This is a genomic window from Leisingera sp. (genome assembly GCF_034669605.1).
Classification (GTDB): Bacteria; Pseudomonadota; Alphaproteobacteria; order Rhodobacterales; family Rhodobacteraceae; genus Leisingera.
Window position 1 is genome coordinate 19,738 of sequence record NZ_JAXMOX010000004.1, and the last position, 18,090, is coordinate 37,827.

At 63.8% G+C, this 18,090-nt stretch carries 18 protein-coding genes and 1 tRNA gene; 14 read left to right on the forward strand and 5 right to left on the reverse strand.

Annotation, left to right across the window (positions count from 1 at the left end; all coding sequences use genetic code 11):
• The first annotated feature begins 24 nt into the window (after window positions 1-24).
• The gene (locus VOI29_RS00910; protein ID WP_323775581.1) at window positions 25-1,008 is read left to right on the forward strand and encodes a GlxA family transcriptional regulator; all 984 of its coding nucleotides are present in this window, start codon (window positions 25-27) and stop codon (window positions 1,006-1,008) included.
• Window positions 1,009-1,303: 295 nt separating this feature from the next.
• Here VOI29_RS00910 and VOI29_RS00915 read toward each other — a convergent pair.
• Window positions 1,304-1,393: transfer RNA gene (locus VOI29_RS00915), tRNA-Ser, on the reverse strand.
• Window positions 1,394-1,634: 241 nt separating this feature from the next.
• On the opposite strand from VOI29_RS00915, the gene VOI29_RS00920 reads away from it, so the two are divergent.
• The 7 genes from VOI29_RS00920 to VOI29_RS00950 all read left to right on the forward strand — a co-directional run bounded on the left by VOI29_RS00920 (window position 1,635) and on the right by VOI29_RS00950 (window position 8,261).
• Window positions 1,635-2,570 carry an SPOR domain-containing protein gene (locus VOI29_RS00920; protein WP_323775582.1) on the forward strand — a complete coding sequence of 312 codons (936 nt, stop codon included), beginning with the start codon at window positions 1,635-1,637 and terminating at the stop codon, window positions 2,568-2,570.
• A 52-nt stretch (window positions 2,571-2,622) separates the two neighbouring features.
• Window positions 2,623-3,768: a D-alanyl-D-alanine carboxypeptidase family protein gene (locus tag VOI29_RS00925; protein WP_416361467.1), complete on the forward strand. Its 1,146-nt coding sequence runs from the start codon at window positions 2,623-2,625 to the stop codon at window positions 3,766-3,768.
• Window positions 3,765-4,412 (forward strand): dTMP kinase, encoded by a 648-nt coding sequence (tmk, locus tag VOI29_RS00930; protein ID WP_323775584.1) that lies wholly within the window; start codon window positions 3,765-3,767, stop codon window positions 4,410-4,412. The genes VOI29_RS00925 and tmk overlap by 4 nt, the downstream gene beginning before the upstream one ends.
• Window positions 4,409-5,527, forward strand: a complete 1,119-nt coding sequence (locus VOI29_RS00935) for a DNA polymerase III subunit delta' (protein WP_323775585.1) — start codon at window positions 4,409-4,411, stop codon at window positions 5,525-5,527. The genes tmk and VOI29_RS00935 overlap by 4 nt, the downstream gene beginning before the upstream one ends.
• 41 nt (window positions 5,528-5,568) lie before the next feature.
• A complete protein-coding gene (locus VOI29_RS00940; RefSeq protein WP_323775586.1) occupies window positions 5,569-6,378 on the forward strand; it encodes a TatD family hydrolase in 810 nt (269 codons plus the stop codon).
• Window positions 6,378-7,175 (forward strand): MBL fold metallo-hydrolase, encoded by a 798-nt coding sequence (locus VOI29_RS00945; RefSeq protein WP_323775587.1) that lies wholly within the window; start codon window positions 6,378-6,380, stop codon window positions 7,173-7,175. The genes VOI29_RS00940 and VOI29_RS00945 overlap by 1 nt, the downstream gene beginning before the upstream one ends.
• A gap of 153 nt (window positions 7,176-7,328) precedes the next feature.
• Entirely contained in the window at window positions 7,329-8,261 is a 933-nt protein-coding gene (locus VOI29_RS00950; RefSeq protein WP_323775588.1) for an AEC family transporter, read from the forward strand.
• A 123-nt stretch (window positions 8,262-8,384) separates the two neighbouring features.
• On the opposite strand, the gene VOI29_RS00955 is transcribed toward VOI29_RS00950, so the two are convergent.
• The 3 genes from VOI29_RS00955 to VOI29_RS00965 form a co-directional block, all read right to left on the reverse strand.
• Window positions 8,385-9,119: an aspartate/glutamate racemase family protein gene (locus VOI29_RS00955; protein WP_323775589.1), complete on the reverse strand. Its 735-nt coding sequence runs from the start codon at window positions 9,117-9,119 to the stop codon at window positions 8,385-8,387.
• Between the two features lie 9 nt (window positions 9,120-9,128).
• Window positions 9,129-9,821 (reverse strand): GntR family transcriptional regulator, encoded by a 693-nt coding sequence (locus tag VOI29_RS00960; protein WP_323775590.1) that lies wholly within the window; start codon window positions 9,819-9,821, stop codon window positions 9,129-9,131.
• Between the two features lie 93 nt (window positions 9,822-9,914).
• Entirely contained in the window at window positions 9,915-10,817 is a 903-nt protein-coding gene (locus VOI29_RS00965) for a LysR family transcriptional regulator (RefSeq protein WP_323775591.1), read from the reverse strand.
• A gap of 102 nt (window positions 10,818-10,919) precedes the next feature.
• Here VOI29_RS00965 and VOI29_RS00970 point away from each other — a divergent pair, with 102 nt between their 5' ends.
• From VOI29_RS00970 to VOI29_RS00995, 6 genes are all read left to right on the forward strand, one after another.
• Window positions 10,920-12,047, forward strand: coding sequence for an enolase C-terminal domain-like protein (locus VOI29_RS00970; RefSeq protein WP_323775592.1), 1,128 nt, complete (start codon window positions 10,920-10,922; stop codon window positions 12,045-12,047).
• The gene (locus tag VOI29_RS00975; protein ID WP_323775593.1) at window positions 12,044-13,297 is read left to right on the forward strand and encodes an FAD-binding oxidoreductase; all 1,254 of its coding nucleotides are present in this window, start codon (window positions 12,044-12,046) and stop codon (window positions 13,295-13,297) included. Before VOI29_RS00970 ends, VOI29_RS00975 begins: the two co-directional genes overlap by 4 nt.
• Before the next feature lie 49 nt (window positions 13,298-13,346).
• On the forward strand, window positions 13,347-14,321 hold the full coding sequence (locus VOI29_RS00980) for a TRAP transporter substrate-binding protein (protein WP_024090899.1): 975 nt from the start codon (window positions 13,347-13,349) through the stop codon (window positions 14,319-14,321).
• 74 nt (window positions 14,322-14,395) lie between these two features.
• A complete protein-coding gene (locus VOI29_RS00985; protein WP_024090900.1) occupies window positions 14,396-14,929 on the forward strand; it encodes a TRAP transporter small permease in 534 nt (177 codons plus the stop codon).
• Between the two features lie 5 nt (window positions 14,930-14,934).
• Window positions 14,935-16,245, forward strand: a complete 1,311-nt coding sequence (locus VOI29_RS00990) for a TRAP transporter large permease subunit (protein ID WP_323775594.1) — start codon at window positions 14,935-14,937, stop codon at window positions 16,243-16,245.
• Between the two features lie 4 nt (window positions 16,246-16,249).
• On the forward strand, window positions 16,250-17,188 hold the full coding sequence (locus VOI29_RS00995; protein WP_323775595.1) for a hypothetical protein: 939 nt from the start codon (window positions 16,250-16,252) through the stop codon (window positions 17,186-17,188).
• Here the strand turns inward: VOI29_RS00995 and VOI29_RS01000 are convergent.
• Window positions 17,172-18,074 carry a hypothetical protein gene (locus VOI29_RS01000; RefSeq protein WP_323775596.1) on the reverse strand — a complete coding sequence of 301 codons (903 nt, stop codon included), beginning with the start codon at window positions 18,072-18,074 and terminating at the stop codon, window positions 17,172-17,174. The genes VOI29_RS00995 and VOI29_RS01000 overlap by 17 nt on opposite strands.
• Window positions 18,075-18,090 lie beyond the last annotated feature (16 nt).

An 18,090-nucleotide genomic window follows, 5' to 3' on the forward strand; every position in this document is an offset into this window, starting at 1 on the left:
TTTACACCAGGCGAATCGAAGTTGATGAAATCCGCAAAAAACATCCTGCAGCCCGAGCACCAGCCGCTGAAAACCGCGGTGCTGGTGCTGGATGAATGCAACACCCTGTCCTTTGCGGCTGCGGTGGATCCGATGCGCGCCGCCAACCGGCTGGCCGGGCGGGCGGCCTTCGACTGGGATTACGTCAGCGCCACGCATGAGCCGCCGATGCTGACCAGCGGCCTCACCGTGCCCAGCGTTCCGCTGGCCCGGCTGCAGGGCTGCGAGCTGCTGATCGTCGCGGCCGGTTTCCAGCTGGCACGCCACGCCACCCCCAGCCTGCTGGCAGGCCTGCGCCGCATCGCGGCCACCGGCGCCACCATTGCAGGCATCGACGGCGGCCCCTGGCTGATGGCCGAAGCCGGGCTGCTGGACGGCCATCCGGCCACCACCCACTGGGAAGACCTGGAGAATTTCGCCGCCCGCTTCCCGGATGTGGACGCCCGCAACGACCGCTTCACGGTCTCGGAAGGCCGCCTGACCTCCGGCGGCGCAACGCCGGCGATCGAGATGCTGCTGCACATCATCAGCGCCCGCCACGGCGCCGGCTTTGCCGCCCGCGTCGCCGGGCTGTTCCTCTATGACGGCCCCGCCACCGAACCGCGCCCGCAAAGCCGCCTGGGCAGCCACAAACACAATGCGCTCACCGCCAAGGCCAACGCCCTGATGGAGGCCGCGCTGGACGAGCCGCTGCCGCTCAGCGCCATCGCCGAGACCCTGGGCACCAGCCCGCGCAGCCTGCAGCAGCAGTTCCGCCTCCGGCTCAACACCACGCCGCAGGACCACTACCTGCAACTGCGCCTGGCCGAAGCCCGCCGTCTGGTGACTGACACCGACCTGCCGCTGATGGAGGTTGCGATTGCCACCGGCTTCACCTCGCAATCCAGCTTCGCCCGCGCCTTCCGCACCGCGCACGGCACCTCTGCCCGCGACCTGCGCCAGGAACAGGCGCGGCCCACCGCGCATTAGCTGGCCGCTGAATTGGTCAGGCCAGCGGGACGCTGTTTCCCCAGATAGGATGATCCGTCATCGATCTTCCGGGGCACATTCTGGACCGCGGACCTGGAGGCAGGCCAGTAGCCGCCTCAAACTGCCGGCAACCGGGGCAGCCCGGCGGGATTTCCAGCGGCGAACACCCGGATGAAGCGGGACCGCAAGCGCCAGTATCTACGCAATTTTAGATCAGAGAGATATAGAATTCGCAGCGCTGAACTACGCGTCGGGAAACACCGGGCCGGCAAAGGTGCCAATTTTTGTTCGTGAGTGGCGGGGAGACAGGGATTCGAACCCTGGGAACGCTCTCACGTTCAACGGTTTTCAAGACCGCCGCATTCGACCACTCTGCCACCTCCCCGGTCCGTGCAGCGGTTTAGGACGCAAAACCGGGTGAGGCAAGGGGAAATCGGCCGCGCAGGAGAAAAGCCCGGGCCTGGGCCAGCCGCGCGGAATCATGCCACCTTTGCGGGTTTCCCTTGCGCCGCGGCCCGTCAGGGTTTTCATGGCCGGATGCGCAGGCTATCATGCCGCCAAATCAAGAAGACCGGTCATTCCGGCGGGGGCGCAAAAGCGCCGCGGGCACAGGCAAGGATGAGAGCATGAAAGACACCGTGTCGACAGCAAAGACAGCCCCGCGGGTTGCCGCGGCGGCCGTGGGACTGCTGTTGATGGCAGGCTGCGAAGGCGGGCCGACGCTGGCCTTTTTGCAGCCCAAAGCCGAGGCCGGCGGGGAGATTCAGGCCTCCAGCAGCACCAAGCTGGTCGAGCGCGACGTGGAAGCCCCCGAGGTGTTCCAAGTGACCGAAGCGGGGCTTTGGGACGGGCGTCCGTCGATCGGCGGGGTCTGGGTGGCGCATCCCGACACCAAGGACCCGGAGCGGGTGATCATCCGCAACAATGCGAATGGCCAGTTTGTGATCGGCGCCCTGTTCCGGCGCGAACGGGAAATTCCGGGCCCGCGGCTGCAGGTGTCCTCGGACGCCGCGGCGGCGCTGGGAATGCTGGCAGGTGCGCCGGCCGAGCTGAACGTCACCGCCCTGCGGCGTGAAGAGGTCAGCAATGAAATTCCTGCCGAAGATCAGACAGCCGAACGGCCTGCGGCGGAGGCTGAGGCTGCCCAAGTGATGGCCTCGGCGGCCGGGCAGGAAATCTCAGCAACGCCGCTGGATCCGATTGCCGGAGCTGCCGCCGCAATTGACGCCCCGGGCCCGGTCCCGGCCGCACGGGCCGTTCCGGCGCAATCAGCGCCTGCGCAGGCTGAGCCTGCGGCTGCCCCGGCAGCCAAAGCGCAGAAATCCGCGCTGGAGAAACCTTACATCCAGATCGGCATCTTCAGCGTTGAAGCCAATGCCAAGCGGACTGCCAATATGATGCGCAGCGCCGGCATGGTGCCGGTGGTGCGCGAGCAAGCCTTGAGCGGCAAGGCGTTCTGGCGGGTGCTGGTTGGCCCGGCGCAGAACAAGACTGAACGCAGCCAGTTGTTAAAAAGCGTAAAGGAAACCGGATTTGCGGATGCCTATGCTGTCACCTATTGATCCCGGCGCCACGCGCCTGGGGCGCACTCTGATCTCTTCGCTGCGGCTGGCCATGGCTGCAGGTCTGGCGGTCAGCCTGTCGGCGCTGTCTGCCGCGGCCTTTGATACCAAGGCCCGCGCCGCCTATGTGCTGGACGCAGGCACCGACACGGTGCTGCTGTCCAAGAACGCCGATGTGCCGCTGCCGCCGGCCTCGATGTCCAAGCTGATGACGCTCTATGTGGCGTTTGAGGCTTTGCGCGACGGCCGCCTGACCCTGGACGAGCGGCTGCCTGTCAGCGAGCACGCAATGAGCTACAAAGGCTCCACCATGTTCCTGGACACGCAGGACCGGGTGCGGGTCGAGGATCTGCTGCGCGGCATCATCGTGTTGTCCGGCAATGACGCCTGCGTGGTGATTGCCGAGGCGCTGAGCCCGGACGGAACCGAGGCCGGATTTGCCCGTTACATGACCAAACGCGGCCAGGATCTGGGCATGACCGCCTCGACCTTTGCCAATTCCAACGGCTGGCCTGCTGCCGGGCACCGGATGTCGCTGCATGATCTGGCGGTGCTGGCCGAGCGGTTAATCGAGGACTTCCCGGAATACTATCCTCTGTTTGCCGAAACCAAGTTCGAATTCGATGGCCGTGCGCCCTCGAACGTCCGCAACCGCAATCCGCTGCTGAAGCTGGGGATCGGCGCGGACGGGCTGAAGACCGGCCACACCGTAGAAGCGGGCTATGGGCTGGTCGGGTCGGCCCAGCAGGGTGACCGGCGGGTGATTTTCGTGGTGTCCGGCTTTGAAACAGAATCCGGCCGCGCCGAGGAGGCTGAAGCCCTGGTGAACTGGTCGTTTCGACAATTTGCCAAAAAGACCGTCGCCCAGGAAGGCGTTCCCATCGCCGAAGCCGAAATTTGGCGGGGGGCCGAGCAATCGGTAGGGCTGGTGCCCGCGGAGGATCTGGAAATCCTGCTGCCGTCGCTGGCAGGCGGCACCATCGAGGGGGAAGTTGTCTATGCCGGCCCCATCGAGGCCCCGGTCAGCAAAGGCCAGCGGCTGGCGGAACTGGTGCTGCAGCCCGATGAACTGCCGGAGGTGCGGCTGCCGCTGGTGGCGGAAAGCGATGTGCCCGCGGGCGGCTTTGCGGTGCGTGTGAAAACCGCGGCGGAAGTGCTGATCAAGCGCTTCCTGACCGGCCCCGAGGGGGCATTGTGACGGCGGGCGGAGCGCGCGGCCTGTTCATCACCTTCGAAGGCATCGACGGGTCCGGTAAATCAACGCAATGCCGCCTGCTGGCGGACGCCCTGCAGGCGGCGGGCCGTGATGCGGTGCTGACGCGGGAGCCCGGCGGCTCCCCCGGCGCCGAGGAAATCCGCCGTCTGGTGCTGGAGGGCGCTCCCGACCGCTGGTCGGCCGAGACCGAGCTGCTGTTGTTCATGGCGGCGCGGCGCGATCATTTGGAGCGCACCATCGAACCGGCCCTGGCCGCCGGCAAAGTGGTGATTTGCGACCGTTTTGCCGACAGCACACGGATGTATCAGGGGCTGTCCCGCGGCGACCTGCGCGCCGCCGTCGACCAGATGCACAAGCTGATGATCGGGCGTGAGCCGGACCTGACCCTGCTGATCGACATGGACCCGGCCACAGGTCTGGCCCGGGCCAAGGGGCGGCAGGGCCAGGAAGAACGGTTCGAAGATTTCGGCATCGGCCTGCAGGAAAAGATGCGCGCAGGCTTCCTGGCGCTGGCGCAGGAGTTTGCGGACCGCTTCCGCGTGGTCGATGGCGCCCGCCCGCTGGATGCCGTTGCCGCCGATGTGCGGCGGCTGACGGATGAAGCCCTGGAAGGATCCAGGGCATGAGTCCTGATGACGACCTGCCGCGCGCAGACCAGGCCGAAGGCGCGCCGCATCCGCGCGAAACCCAGCGGCTGATCGGCCAGCAGGCCGCGGAACAGGATTTCCTGACCGCATATAACTCAGACCGCCTGCACCACGGCTGGCTGCTGACCGGCCCGCAGGGCGTGGGCAAGGCAACACTGGCCTGGCGGATTGCCCGCTTTCTGCTGGCCACGCCCCCGGCGGAAGAGGGTCTTTTCGGCGCGCCGCCGCCGCCGGACACATTGGAGATCAGCCCGGAGCACCCGGTCTCGCACCGCATCCAGGCGCTGGCGGAACCCGGCCTGGCGCCGATCAGCCGCTCTTACGACGACAAGGGCAAGCTGCGCAGCCAGATTGTGGTGGACGATATCCGCAAGCTGAACCGGTTCTTTGGCCTTTCGGCCACCGATGGCGGGCGCCGCGTGGTGATCGTGGACGCCGCCGACGACATGAATATCAGCGCCGCAAATGCGCTCTTGAAAATGCTGGAAGAACCGCCCGCGCGCACCACCCTGCTGCTGCTCTCGCACCAGCCCTCGCGGCTGCTTCCGACCATCCGCTCGCGCTGCCGCACCCTGCGGCTGAGGCCGCTGACCGCACCGGACATGGAGGCTGCATTGGCGCAATCCGGCGTGGAGCTGCCCGGCAATATGGAGAACCTTGCGGCCTTGGCGGGCGGCTCGGTCGGGGCGGCGCTGCGGCTGATCAATCTGGGCGGGCTGAAAATCTATGCCGAACTGGTGCAGATCCTCGCAACGATGCCGCGGCTGGACCGCCAGCGCGCCATGGCGCTGGCCGAGGCGGCCGCCCAGCGTGGTGCCGCCGCACGGTTTGAACTGCTGCTGTCGCTGACCGAGATGGCGCTGGCCCGGCTCGCGCGCACTGGCGCAACCGGTGCCCCGCCAGCGCCGGAAGCGGCACCGCAGGAGGCCGCGATGCTGTCGCGGCTGTCGCCGGATCCGCGCAAAGCCCGCGCTTGGGCGGACCTGGCAGCAGAAGTGACCGCCCGTGCCCGCCATGGCCAGGCGGTGAACCTTGACCCCGCAGCACTTGTCCTAGATACGGTTTTCAAGATGCAGGAAACCGCGTCGCGCTGAGGCTTTTGAGGCCCCGCGGCACATCTGGCACCAGAGGATTCATGACCGAGACGACCCCCCAGATTACGGACAGCCATTGCCACCTGGACTTCCCCGATTTCGAAGGGCGGCTGGATGAGGTGATTGCCAGCGCAGCAGCGGCCGGCGTCACCCGGATGGTGACCATCTGCACCAAGATGAAGAACGAGCCGTCCGTCCGCGCGATTGCCGAGGCGCACGCACCAGTGTTCTATGCCGCGGGCACCCACCCGATGAGTGCCGCGGACGAGCCGCTGGTATCTGTCGACGCACTGGTGGCGCTGGCAAAACACCCGAAGTTTGTCGGCATCGGCGAGACCGGTCTGGACTACCACTACACCGCCGACAGCGCCGCCGTGCAGCAGGAGTCCTTGCGCATTCATATCGCTGCCGCCCGCGAGACCGGCCTGCCGCTAATCATCCATGCCCGTGCCGCCGATGACGACATGGCGCGCATCCTTGGCGAGGAGATGAAGAACGGCTCTTATACTTGCGTGATGCATTGTTTCTCCTCCTCGGCCGAGCTGGCAAGGGCCGCGCTGGACCTGGGGTTTTACCTGTCGATGTCCGGCATCGCCGCTTTTCCCAAAAGCCAGGAGCTGCGCGGTATCTTTGCCTCCGCCCCGGTGGAGCGCATTCTGGTCGAGACCGACGCCCCCTATCTGGCGCCGCCGCCCTATCGCGGCAAACGCAATGAACCGGCCTATACGGCCTTCACTGCCAAGGTGGGCGCGGAGGTGTTCGGCATCGGCTACGCCGATTTTGCCGCGCAGACACAGGCGAATTTCGACCGGCTGTTCTGGAAAGCCGCCGCATATGAGGCCGCCGCCTGATGGCTGAGATGCGCTTCACGATCCTCGGTTCGGGCTCTTCCGGCGGGGTGCCGCGGATTGGCGGCCATTGGGGCGATTGCGACCCGAAGAACCCCAGAAACCGGCGCCAGCGGTGCTCGCTGCTGGTGGAGCGCGACGGGCCTGAGGGCACCACATCGGTGCTGATCGACACCACGCCCGACATGCGCAGCCAGTTGCTGCAGGCAGAAGTCAGCCGGCTGGACGCGGTGGTTTACACCCATTCCCACGCCGATCACCTGCACGGAATCGACGATCTGCGCATGGTCTATTACAACATGCGCGAACGCATTCCGGTTTATGCAGACGGTCCAACCCAGAACGACCTGTTGAACCGCTTCGGCTATGCCTTTGCGCAGCCGGACGGCTCCCCCTATCCGCCGATCCTCGACCTGAGAACCATCAGCGGGCCTTTCACCATTGATGGCCCCGGCGGCGAAATCAGTTTCCGCCCGTTTGAAGTGAACCACGGCTCCATCGACGCGCTGGGATTCCGCATTGGCGGGCTGGCCTATCTTCCGGATGTGGCCCAAATCCCCGATGCCGCGCTGCCAGAGCTGGAAAACCTCGACATCTGGATCCTGGACGGGCTGCGCCGCACCCCGCACCCGACCCATTTCAGCTACGCCGAGGCGCTGGAATGGTTCGAGAAGATGGCGCCCAAGCGCGGCATTATCACCAACATGCATATCGACATGGATTATGCCACGATCGAGGCCGAGACCCCGGACCATATCACCCCCGCCTATGACGGTATGGTGATCCGGGTGGAACTATAGCGGAATGCACAGCTCTGCTGCAGCGCGCCCGGCTCCATTCGGCAGACCGCAGGCTTCTCCTTTGCTGACATACTCCCGCCGGAGGCATCCGCGGCCTGCGGCCAGACACTGCCCGCCGGCCGGCAGCAAGCCCCGGCCGCCAGGGACAGGCTGATGTTTCAGAGCCTGATCGACGTCATCCTGCCGGTGTTCCTGGTAGTCGGCGCGGGTTATGCCGCCACCGCGCGGGATATGCTGACCCAGACACATATCGAAGGCGTGATGAAATTCGCGCAAGGCTTTGCCATCCCCTGCCTGCTGTTCAAGGCAATGGCGGAGCTGGACCTGTCATCCAGCTTTGACCCGCGGCTACTGGCAAGTTTTTATACCGGCGCTTTCACCTGCTTCCTGATTGGCGTGTTCGGCGCGCGGATCCTGTTCAAGCGGGAGTGGGAGGACTGCATTGCCATCGGTTTCTGCTGCCTGTTTTCCAATTCGGTGCTGTTGGGCCTGCCCATCACCGAGCGCGCCTTTGGACCTGAGAACCTGACCGGCAACTATGCCATCATCGCCTTTCATTCGCCGTTCTGCTATGGCGTCGGCATCACCGTGATGGAGATCGTGCGCAATCGCGGCGCAGGCGGGATCAAGACCGTCTCGGCAGTGCTGAATGCGATGTTCCGAAATGTGCTGATTCTGGGCATCGCGCTGGGGTTTGCGGTGAATCTTTCCGGGCTGGCCATTCCGATGGTTGTGAGTGAAGCCCTGTCGCTGATCATCCGGGCCGCCCTGCCCTGCGCGCTGTTCGCGCTGGGCGGGGTGCTGGTAAAGTACCGCCCCGAGGGCGATCTGCGGGCGATCCTGTTTGTCTGCTTCACTTCGCTGATGATCCATCCGGCGATTGTCTGGGTGCTGGGTTCAGCCCTGGCATTGCCACAGGATCTGTTCCGCTCGGGCGTTTTGAACGCTGCGATGGCGATCGGGTTCAACGGCTATATCTTTGCCAATATGTACGGCCGGGCAAAACGGGTGGCGGCGTCTTCGGTGCTGATTGCCACCGGGGCGAGCATTTTAACCGTGTGGTTCTGGCTGCTGGTTCTGAGCTGAGCCGGGCTGAGAAAAAAGGTCAGAACTTCTGTCCAAATGTTTCGCGCGCGAAACATTTGGACAGCGATGCTGACCTTAAACTTAGGGTTCATTAAGAAATTCCCACTGCACTCCGGCACGGCCTCACCAGCGCGGATCATCCAGCTCCAGCGGGAATCCCTTGGGCAAGAGGCCGGCCTGGAACCAGTTGATGAAAGAATAGATTGAAAACACCGGCAGGCCGGTAGCTTTGCGCACATCGCGGGCATAGGGCACCATATTGGTGCATTCCAGCACGATGGCGCCAAGGTCCGGGATTTCCGCCACCATCGCCCGTGCGGCGTCGATCATGTCGAGGCGGCAGGCCTCGAAGTCGATCTCCGACGCGTCGCCGAGGATGTCGCGGGTAAAACAGCGCAGGCCGTCAGTGCCGGCAATGGGTGTGTCCAGCGGCACGCCTGCGGCCTGCAGATGCGCCGGTGTCAGCGTGGCCTTGGAAATCGTCAGAATACCGCAGCACTTGCCTGCGGGCAGCAGGGCCTGCACCATCGGCACCTGCATCAGCGAGGATGTCGCCACCGGCACCCCCAGCGCCTGTTTCACCTCGTCCTGGAGAAGCGCCAGGAAACCGCAATTGGTGGTGATGCCGTCGGCCCCCATGGCGACCAGATCGCGGCCGGCCTCGACAAACAGGTCCAGCAGCTCCTTGGGGTTGCCGCGCACCACGTTTTCGGGATTGGCGCCGCGCACCACCTTGTAGTGGACCGGGAAGTCCCAGGTCATCGCATTGCCCATATCGCCATGGATACGGGGAAACCGGGTCTCCAGCATCAGGATGCCAACTGCAGCGCCAAAGACTGTCTTGCCGCCGTGTTCCATGTGGCTCCCCTACTCGTCCGGAACGTAGAGCTGGGAAAAGGCGATGCGGACCGCTTCGGTCGCCTCTTCCCGGCGTTTTTCAATGTGGCTGCGCATCGCCGATACGGCGGCCTCGGCATTGCGGGCGGCAATGCCGTCGACGATCTGGCGGTGGGCCGAAATGTCTCCAGGCGCCTTGCCCCCTGCCCGGTCGCGCATGCGTTTGAGGTCGATCAGACGGATATAGCGGATCCGGCCATTCAGGTTGTTGAGGATCCTCTGCAGCTCGCTGTTGCCCGAAAGCTGCGCCAGCCGCGCGTGGAAGCTCTCGTCCATCGCCAAAAGCGCCCCGGGGTCGGTGGCGCTTTCATACTCGGGCTCCATCCGGTTCAGGTAATCCGCCAGCGCCGCGATGTCCTCGTGCGGGGCGCGGGTGCACGCCAGCCGGGCCGCCTCGCATTCCACCGCCACCCGGGACTCGTACAGGTCCATGATGTAGCTGGGCGTCAGCGGGCGGCAGAAAAAGCCGCGGTTGTTCTGGAAGGTCAGGAAGCCCTCGGCCACCAGCCGGTTCAGCGCCTCGCGCAGCGGTGTGCGGCTGGCGCCCAGCACCTCGGACAGGGCGCTTTCGTTGATCCGCTGGTCGGGCTTGAAGGCAAAATCCGCCGCCATCCGCCGCAGCGCCTCATAAACCCGGTCCACATTGCTTTCGCGTTTAGCCATTATCCCGCCATCTGTTCAATCCGCGGTGCAGGTTACGGGAGCGCACAGCCTCGCGCAATATTGAATTCTAAACTGCATACAGTTTAAGGCAAATCAGGAAGCTTCAACCGAATAGGGTGCCAGCTCCTTCTTCAGCAGCGCCAGAAACTCCTGCCCAACCGCCGACAGCGGCCTGGACTTGGAGGTGATCACTGCCATTTCCATCATGATCCGGGGCCGGAACGGGCGCGAGACAAAGCCGCCGCCAGCTTCGAAATCCAGCACGAAAGGGTCGAGGATCGAGACCCCCATCCCCTCCTGCACAAAGCTGAGAAGGTTCTTGAACAGATGCGAATGCACCCGGGCTTTCAGCGGGATACCCGCCTGCTGAAACACCTCGCGGGTGCGGCGGTGGGTCATGTGCTCGGGCCCCATCACGATGAAGGGCACGCCTTCCAGAAGTTCGGGCGTCAGCACGCCGTGTTCCGCCAGCGGGTTGTCCGCGGGGATCGCTAGCCGGGTTTCGACGTTGATCGGATGCGCCTCCAGCCCGTCATGGATCAGCGGCATTTCGCAGACGCCGATCTCAAACAACCCCGAAATCACCCATTCCTGGATCTTCAACGAATACTGCGCCTGAAAGGAGATCGACAGGTCCGGCCGGGTGCGGGCAAAGCGGGCGATCAGCGCGGGCATGAAGCCAAAGGACATGGAATGCTGCGAGGCGACCTGCAGCTGGCCCGCCTGCTTGTTCTGCAGGTCAGTGACCGCCTGCGCCACGTGATCAAGGCCGCGCACCACGGTATCGACCTCTTGAAACAGCACCCCGGCTTCGGGCGTGGGGATCAGCCGGCCCTTGCTGCGCTCAAACAGTTTGAGGCGGGTCTGGCGTTCCAGCTGGTAGAGCAGATTGGAAATGCCGGGCTGAGAAATTCCCAGCTGTTCGGCCGCTCCGGTGACGGTGCCGGTTTCGACAATGGCGTGGAACGCCTGCAGCTGGCGGAAGCGGAAAGACATCGGCAGAACATCATTTTTTGTGATACCTTATTGAATTCTTTGTATTGGTAATGATGATCAAGTCAAGGCAGGGTTCCTTTCGCAGCTGGGAGGAAAACACGCGTGCTGGAAGAAAAGATTGCCGGGATGGATTTGTGGCATCTCGCACTGCCTGTGCGGTCGCGCCGCGACCATGGGATCGGGTCGGTGGAGGGCTCTTGCGAGGTTGTGATTGTCCGGCTGCGCGGCGAGAGCGGCGCCGAAGGCTTTGGCGAGGCCTCCACTTGGTCGGTGTTCACCGGAACGCCGGAGGCCAGCCTGGCGGCGCTTGACCGTTACATCCGCCCGCTGGTGGAGGGCCGCCGGGTGGCGGACCGCGCGGCGATCATGGAGGACGCAGCCAGGGTGATCGCCCATTGCACCGAGGCCAAGGCGGCATTGGAGAGCGCTTTGCTGGATCTGACCGGACGGATCGCCGGTGTGCCGGTTTGGGCGCTGCTGGGCGGGAAATGCCGCGATACCATTCCGCTAAGCTGTTCGATCGCCGATCCGGACTTTGCCAAGGACATTGACCTTCTGCACCGGCTGCGCGCCGACAAGGTCGGGCTGATCAAGCTGAAGACCGGTTTCAGGGATCATGCCTTTGACATCATGCGGCTGGAGCGGATTGCCAAGGACTTTCCGGATTTCCGCGTGCGGGTGGACTATAACCAGGGCCTGAGCATAGAGGACGCACCCGCGCAGGTGCGTGATGTGGCGCAGTTCCGGCCGGACTTCATCGAGCAGCCGGTGCGGTTCCATCATTTCGGCATGATGGCCAAGCTGCGCGGGATGATCGACGTGCCGCTCTTGGCGGACGAAAGCGTATTCGGTCCCGAGGATATGGTACGGGCGGCGCGCGAAGGCATTTGCGACGGCGTCTCGGTCAAGATCATGAAATCCGGCGGCCTCACCCGCGGCCAGACAGTGGCGCGGATTGCGGCGGCCAATGGGCTGTCGGCTTATGGCGGCGACATGTTCGAGGCGGGGCTGGCGCATCTGGCGGGCACCCACATGATTGCCGCCACGCCCGAGATCAAGCTGGGCTGCGAGTTCTATCAGGCGCGCTACTTCCTGAAAGAGGACATTCTGGAGACCCCCTTCCAAGTCGTGGACGGCCAGGTGGTGGTTCCGGATGGGCCAGGGCTGGACATCAAACCGGATCTGGAAAAGCTGAACCGCTACGCAGTCTCCAAGAAGGTTGCGGCATGACCAACGCCAAGAAAACCGTTGCCATCATTGGCGCTGGCATTGTCGGCGTCTCAACCGCGATCGAGCTGCAGCGCGACGGGCATCAGGTCATCCTGATCGACGGCAAGGGGCCGGGTGAAGGCACCAGCCATGGCAACGGCGGCATTCTGGCCTCCTGCTCCATCGTGCCGGTGACGGGTCCGGGGCTGTGGAAGAAGGCGCCGAAGATGCTGCTGGACCCTGAGCAGCCCTTGTTCCTGCGCTGGGAGTATCTGCCCAGGCTGGCCCCCTGGCTGATGAAATATATGGGCCATGCCAATGCCGAAGACACCGCCCGGATAGCCGCGGCACTGGCGCCGCTGGTCGGGGATTCGCTGGCGAACCATCAGGCACTGGCGGCAGGCACCGGGGCAGAACGCCACCTGAAACCCTCCGATTATCTGTTCCTCTACAATGACCGCGCGCATTTCGGCGAGGATGCATTCGGCTGGGGCCTGCGGAGGAAACACGGGTTCCAGTGGGATGAATTGGAGGGCGCGGAGGTCCGCGCTTATGACGGGATTTATGCTGAGGAATTCGGCTTTGCCGCGCGGTTGAAGAACCACGGCATCATCACCGACCCGGGCCGGTATGTGAAGGATCTGGCCGCGTATGTGACGGCCAATGGAGGCTGGCTGATCCGGGCATTTGCCGAGGATGTCGCCCGAGAGAACGGCCAGGTGACCGGCGTGCGCGCAGGCGGCGAGACCATCCCTTGCGACGCTGTCGTTATCGCCACCGGCGTCTGGTCCAAGCCGCTGGCAGAGAAACTGGGAATTTCCGTACCACTGGAAGCAGAACGCGGCTATCATCTTGAATTATGGGAACCTTCGGCAATGCCGAAAGCGCCTGTCATGGTGGCAGCAGCCAAATGCGTGGTGACCCCGATGCAGGGACGGATCCGGATTGCAGGCATTGTGGAATTCGGCGGGCTGGAGGCCGGGCCGTCGAAGGGGCCGCTTGAGCTGTTGCGCAAGAACGCGCGGCGCATCCTGCCCGGTGTCACCTGGAAGCATGAAGAGGAATGGCTGGGCTACCGCCCGGCGCCTGCCGATTCGATCCCGGTGATTGGCGGGGTGCCGGACCTCAGCGGCGCCTTTGTCGGCTTTGGCCATCATCACATCGGCCTGACCGGCGGGCCGAAGACAGGCCGCCTGCTGGCGCAGATGATTTCGGGCCGCACTCCGAACATCGACATGAGCGCCTATGACCCGGCGCGCTATGCGAATTGAAACCAACCAGTGCCTCTTAAGGGGCCGAAACTGAAACAGGGAGAAGACCATGAAGAAATTGACCAGACTGCTTGCCGCCACCGCGCTGACGGCGGCTGCCGCCCTGCCCGCCGCGGCGGAAACCTGGGACATGCCAATGGCCTATTCGGCCTCCAACTTCCACTCGGCGACCGGCGCGGAGTTTGCTGAATGCGTGACCACCGGCACCGGCGGCGAGGTGGAGATCAAGACCCACCCGTCGGGATCGCTGTTCAAGGGCGCCGACATCAAACGCGCGGTGCAGACCGGCCAGGCGCCGATCGGCGAGCGGCTGCTGTCCGGACACCAGAACGAAAACGCGCTGTTCGGCTTTGACTCGATCCCCTTCCTGGCGACCTCGTTCGATGACAGCGACAAGCTGTGGCGCGCCGCCAAACCGTCGATTGAAAAGCTGCTGGCCGAGCAGAATCTGACCCTGCTATATGCCGTGCCGTGGCCGCCGCAGGGGTTGTATTTCAAGAACGAAGTGACCTCGGTTGCCGAGATGAAGGGCATCAAGTTCCGCTCCTACAACAACGCCACCTCGCGCCTGGCAGAGCTGACGGGGATGCTGCCGGTGACCATCGAGGCCGCTGAGATCAGCCAGGCCTTTGCCACTGGGGTTGCGGAAGCCATGATTTCCTCCGGCTCCACCGGCTATGACCGCAAGGTCTGGGAAAGCCTGGGTTATTTCTATGAAGTGGATGCCTGGCTGCCGCGCAACTATGTGTTTGTGAACACCGAAATCTGGAACGGCACCTCCGAGGCAAGCCGGAACGTGATCATGGGCTGCGCCAAGCTTGCGGAATATGCGGGCAACTGGCGGGCCAAGGAATACACCGGTTTCACCCTGCAGGGACTGCGCGACGGCGGTATGAACGTCGGCCCGGCATCGGAGCAGATGACGGCCGAGCTGAAGGAAATCGGCGACACCATGACCAACGAATGGCTGGAAGCCGCAGGCGACGAGGGCAAGGCCATCGTCGATGCATTCCGCGCAGAATAAACAGCGTGCAGGATACGGGCGGCGCAGAATGGGCCGCCCGTAATCTCATAATAAAATAAGCCGATGGGGATGATATGACTGTGCTCAGGGGGCTGCGCTCCGGACTGGATTTTCTTTACCTCGCCGCTGGGGTGCTGGCCGCCCTTTGCCTGATTGCGATACTGGGCCTGATCGTTGTTCAGATGCTTGCCCGCTGGACCGGTGAGGTGTTTCCCGGCGCGCCGGATTACGCGGGCTATGCGATGGCCGCCGCGTCGTTTTTGGCCTTTGCCAATGCGTTGAACCGGGGCAGCCATATCCGGGTGTCGATCCTGCTGAATGCCGTGCCCGAAGGCTTCCGCCGGGTGCTGGAGATCTGGTGCTTTGGCATCGGCACCGCGGTGATGTGGTATTTCACCTATTACGCCTACCGGTTTGTCTACTGGAGCTGGAAATTCAACGACGTCAGCCAGGGCCAGGACCGCACGCCCCTGTGGATACCGCAAAGCGTGATGCTGTTCGGCGGGGCCGTTCTGGCCGTCGCCCTGACCGATCATCTGATTCATGTGATCTTCCGCGGTGACCACCGCATCACCCGGGATCTGGACGACCAGAGCCACGCGGAGTAAGCCCCTTGGAAAATATCTCAGTTATCATTCTGTTTCTCTTCGTGCTGTTCACCCTTCTAGGGTCCGGCGTCTGGGTTGGCCTGGCGCTGATGGGCGTGGCTTGGGTCGGCATGGAGCTGTTCACCGCCCGTCCTGTCGGCGACGTGATGCTGACCACGATCTGGTCGGCCTCTTCCAGCTGGACTCTGACGGCGCTGCCGATGTTCATCTGGATGGGGGAAATTCTGTACCGGACCCGGCTGTCCGAGGACATGTTCAAAGGGTTGGCACCTTGGATGGCGGCGCTGCCCGGCGGCCTGGTGCATACCAATATCGTCGGCTGCACGGTGTTTGCCGCGGTCTCCGGCTCCTCTGCCGCGACGCTGACCACCGTCGGCAAGATGTCGATCCCCGAACTGCGAAAGCGCAACTATCCCGAAACCATGGTGATCGGCACGCTGACCGGCGCGGCCACGCTGGGCCTGATGATCCCGCCGTCGCTGACGCTGATTGTCTATGGCGTCACCATCAATGAATCGATCACCAAGCTGTTCTTTGCCGGCATTCTGCCGGGGCTGGTGCTGGCGGCGATGTTCATGGGGTATGTGGCGATCTATTCCAAACTCGGCAAGGACTGGAACCCAACCCCCGAGGCCAGGCTGAGTTTTGCCCAGAAGGTGAAGAACTCCCGCTTTCTGGCGCCGGTGATTGCACTGATCATTGTGGTGATCGGCTCCATGTACCTTGGCATTGCCACCGCCACCGAGGCCGCAGCGTTTGGCGTCATCGGCTCGCTGCTGCTGGCATTGGGGCAAGGGTCTCTGAACTGGAAAACCTTCACCGGCAGCCTGATGGGCGCCACCCGCACCAGTGCGATGATTGCGCTGATCCTGGCCGGTGCGGCCTTCTTGTCGCTGTCGATGGGCTTTACCGGCCTGCCGCGCGGGCTGGCGGATCTGATTGCCGGGTGGGAGCTCACGCGGCTGGAGCTTTTGATGGTGCTGCTGGTCTTTTACATCGTTCTGGGCTGTTTCCTGGATGGCATTTCCTCGGTGGTGCTGACCATGGCAGTGGTGGAGCCGATGATCCGCCAGGCGGGCATTGACCTGATCTGGTTCGGCATCTTCATCGTGGTGGTTGTCGAGATGGCGCAGATCACACCGCCGATCGGCTTTAACCTGTTTGTGATGCAGGGCATGACCCAACACGAGATGAGCTATATCGCCCGCGCCGCGGTGCCGATGTTCCTGATCATGGTGCTGATGGTGTTTGTGCTGATCGCCTTCCCGGAGCTGGCGACCTATCTGCCCGACAACCTGCGGCCAGGGCCCGTATAGAGCTATGATGACAGCGCTCGCCTTTGCCGCCCGGCATGGGCGGGCTGCCTTGGTGCTTGGGCTGCTGGCCGGGCTGCTGCTGCCCGGCCTGGCCGCCGCGCTTAAGCCCTGGCTGCCGGAAATGGTGGCCGGGCTGTTGTTTTTAAATGCCTACCGGATCGGCTTGCGCAAGGCGGCGGGCGGTCTGGCGGACGGGATCGGCACGCTGAAGGCCATTGCGTTCCTGCAAGTGGCGCTGCCGCTGCTGGCGCTGGGGCTGGCGTCGCTGTTCGGTGTGGTGCAGACCCCTGCCGCAGTGTCGCTGATCCTGATGCTGAGCGCCCCTTCGGTGACCGGCAGCCCCAACATCACCTCACTGATGGGCCACGCGCCGGAGCCTGCCTTCCGCCTGCTGATCACCGGCACGGCTCTGATGCCGCTGACGATAATCCCGGTGTTTCTTCTGGCACCCGGCCTTGGCGATCTTGGCGGCGTGTTGCGCGCCTCGGCGCGGCTGATCGGCGCCATCGGAGTAACGGTTCTGGCCGCCTTCCTGCTGCGGCGCCTGACGCTGCCAAATCTGCGCGCAGAGCAGGCCAAGGCCATTGACGGGCTGACAGTGATTGCGCTGTCGGTGATCGTCGTCGGGCTGATGGCAGCCCTGGGGCCTGCGCTGCGCACGGACCCGCTGCTGGTGCTGCAATGGCTGGGGTTTGCCTTGGCCGCCAACCTCGGCCTGCAAGTGCTGACATTTGCAGTGATGCGCCGCCGCGCGGGCAGTGGCGCCGTGCCCTGTGCTGTTGTCGCCGGCAACCGGAACTTTGCCCTGTTTCTGATCGCCCTGCCCGCTGCCACCACCGAGCCGCTGCTGATCTTCCTGGGCTGCTATCAGATTCCGATGTATCTGACTGCAATTCTGATGAAGCCGCTTTACGGGCGCCCCATCCTCAGGACAGGAACGTGACGCCAGGCATCCGGCGGATCAGCTCGGCATCAGCAAAATAGCTTTCGCTCATGTCATCCACCAGCGCCTGCGACCAGCCCGGCAGATCGATTTCCTCTTCGATCGCCTCTTCTGAGTGGTAATAGCTGAGGAACAGCGCGCGCACCCGTTCACGCTGGTCTTCCGACAGGCCGGGGCGGTTTTCCAGATAAGCCTCCAGCCGCTCGTATCCCGCCTCCGAAATAATGCCGCGGGTGATGTCCAATTCGCCGGCGAAACGGAAACCGTCACCCAGCCCCGTCACCTGCCCCAGAATGTTGGGCCAGATCACCGGCGTTTCCTCGTTGCACCAGACAGTGATGCGGCAGCCGGGGTTACTGTCCTGAATATCCGCAACCACGTCCGACCAGCGCAGATTGAGGAAATCCGTGCCTGCGGTAAACTGCTTCCAGCTTCTGCCGGATTGCGATTTGTAGACCGGGCCGATCAGCGTGGCGGGGTTGCGCAGGCCCAGGAAGAATTCACAGGGAGTGTCCGGAAACACTCCCCGCAGCGCCGCTGTATTGCTGCCCGCATTGCGATAAAGCCGCCCGCCGCTGAGCATCCAGCCCGGCATCCCGAGAAATCCGGAGTTGGTCAGGATGATCCGGGAAATGTCCTGATCCTTGACAATGCCGGCCAGCAGCGCCGCGCGTTCCTGAGCGGAGACAGAGTCCTGGGTCTGCTTGCGCAGCATTTGATTGAGCGCCGCCAAATAGGTGCCTGGACGGCGGATCATGACGCCCTGTTCCAGCAGCCGCTGCGCATCCTTGCGCAGCGACCAGGTCAGCTGGCCGTTATCGGTATTCGGCGCCCCGATATGGAAAGCAAGGGTAATGTCCCGCATGTCAGCCTTTGCCTGGTTCATCGTCCTGTCCGGCCTT

Coding starts and splice junctions, on each gene's coding strand:
- VOI29_RS00910 (WP_323775581.1), top strand. CDS start 25: ATGAAATCCGCAAAAAACATCCTGCAGCCCGAGCACCAGCCGCTGAAA.
- VOI29_RS00920 (WP_323775582.1), top strand. CDS start 1,635: ATGAAAGACACCGTGTCGACAGCAAAGACAGCCCCGCGGGTTGCCGCG.
- VOI29_RS00925 (WP_416361467.1), top strand. CDS start 2,623: ATGGCTGCAGGTCTGGCGGTCAGCCTGTCGGCGCTGTCTGCCGCGGCC.
- VOI29_RS00935 (WP_323775585.1), top strand. CDS start 4,409: ATGAGTCCTGATGACGACCTGCCGCGCGCAGACCAGGCCGAAGGCGCG.
- VOI29_RS00940 (WP_323775586.1), top strand. CDS start 5,569: ATGACCGAGACGACCCCCCAGATTACGGACAGCCATTGCCACCTGGAC.
- VOI29_RS00945 (WP_323775587.1), top strand. CDS start 6,378: ATGGCTGAGATGCGCTTCACGATCCTCGGTTCGGGCTCTTCCGGCGGG.
- VOI29_RS00950 (WP_323775588.1), top strand. CDS start 7,329: ATGTTTCAGAGCCTGATCGACGTCATCCTGCCGGTGTTCCTGGTAGTC.
- VOI29_RS00955 (WP_323775589.1), bottom strand. CDS start 9,119: ATGGAACACGGCGGCAAGACAGTCTTTGGCGCTGCAGTTGGCATCCTG.
- VOI29_RS00960 (WP_323775590.1), bottom strand. CDS start 9,821: ATGGCTAAACGCGAAAGCAATGTGGACCGGGTTTATGAGGCGCTGCGG.
- VOI29_RS00965 (WP_323775591.1), bottom strand. CDS start 10,817: ATGTCTTTCCGCTTCCGCCAGCTGCAGGCGTTCCACGCCATTGTCGAA.
- VOI29_RS00975 (WP_323775593.1), top strand. CDS start 12,044: ATGACCAACGCCAAGAAAACCGTTGCCATCATTGGCGCTGGCATTGTC.
- VOI29_RS00980 (WP_024090899.1), top strand. CDS start 13,347: ATGAAGAAATTGACCAGACTGCTTGCCGCCACCGCGCTGACGGCGGCT.
- VOI29_RS00985 (WP_024090900.1), top strand. CDS start 14,396: ATGACTGTGCTCAGGGGGCTGCGCTCCGGACTGGATTTTCTTTACCTC.
- VOI29_RS00995 (WP_323775595.1), top strand. CDS start 16,250: ATGATGACAGCGCTCGCCTTTGCCGCCCGGCATGGGCGGGCTGCCTTG.
- VOI29_RS01000 (WP_323775596.1), bottom strand. CDS start 18,074: ATGAACCAGGCAAAGGCTGACATGCGGGACATTACCCTTGCTTTCCAT.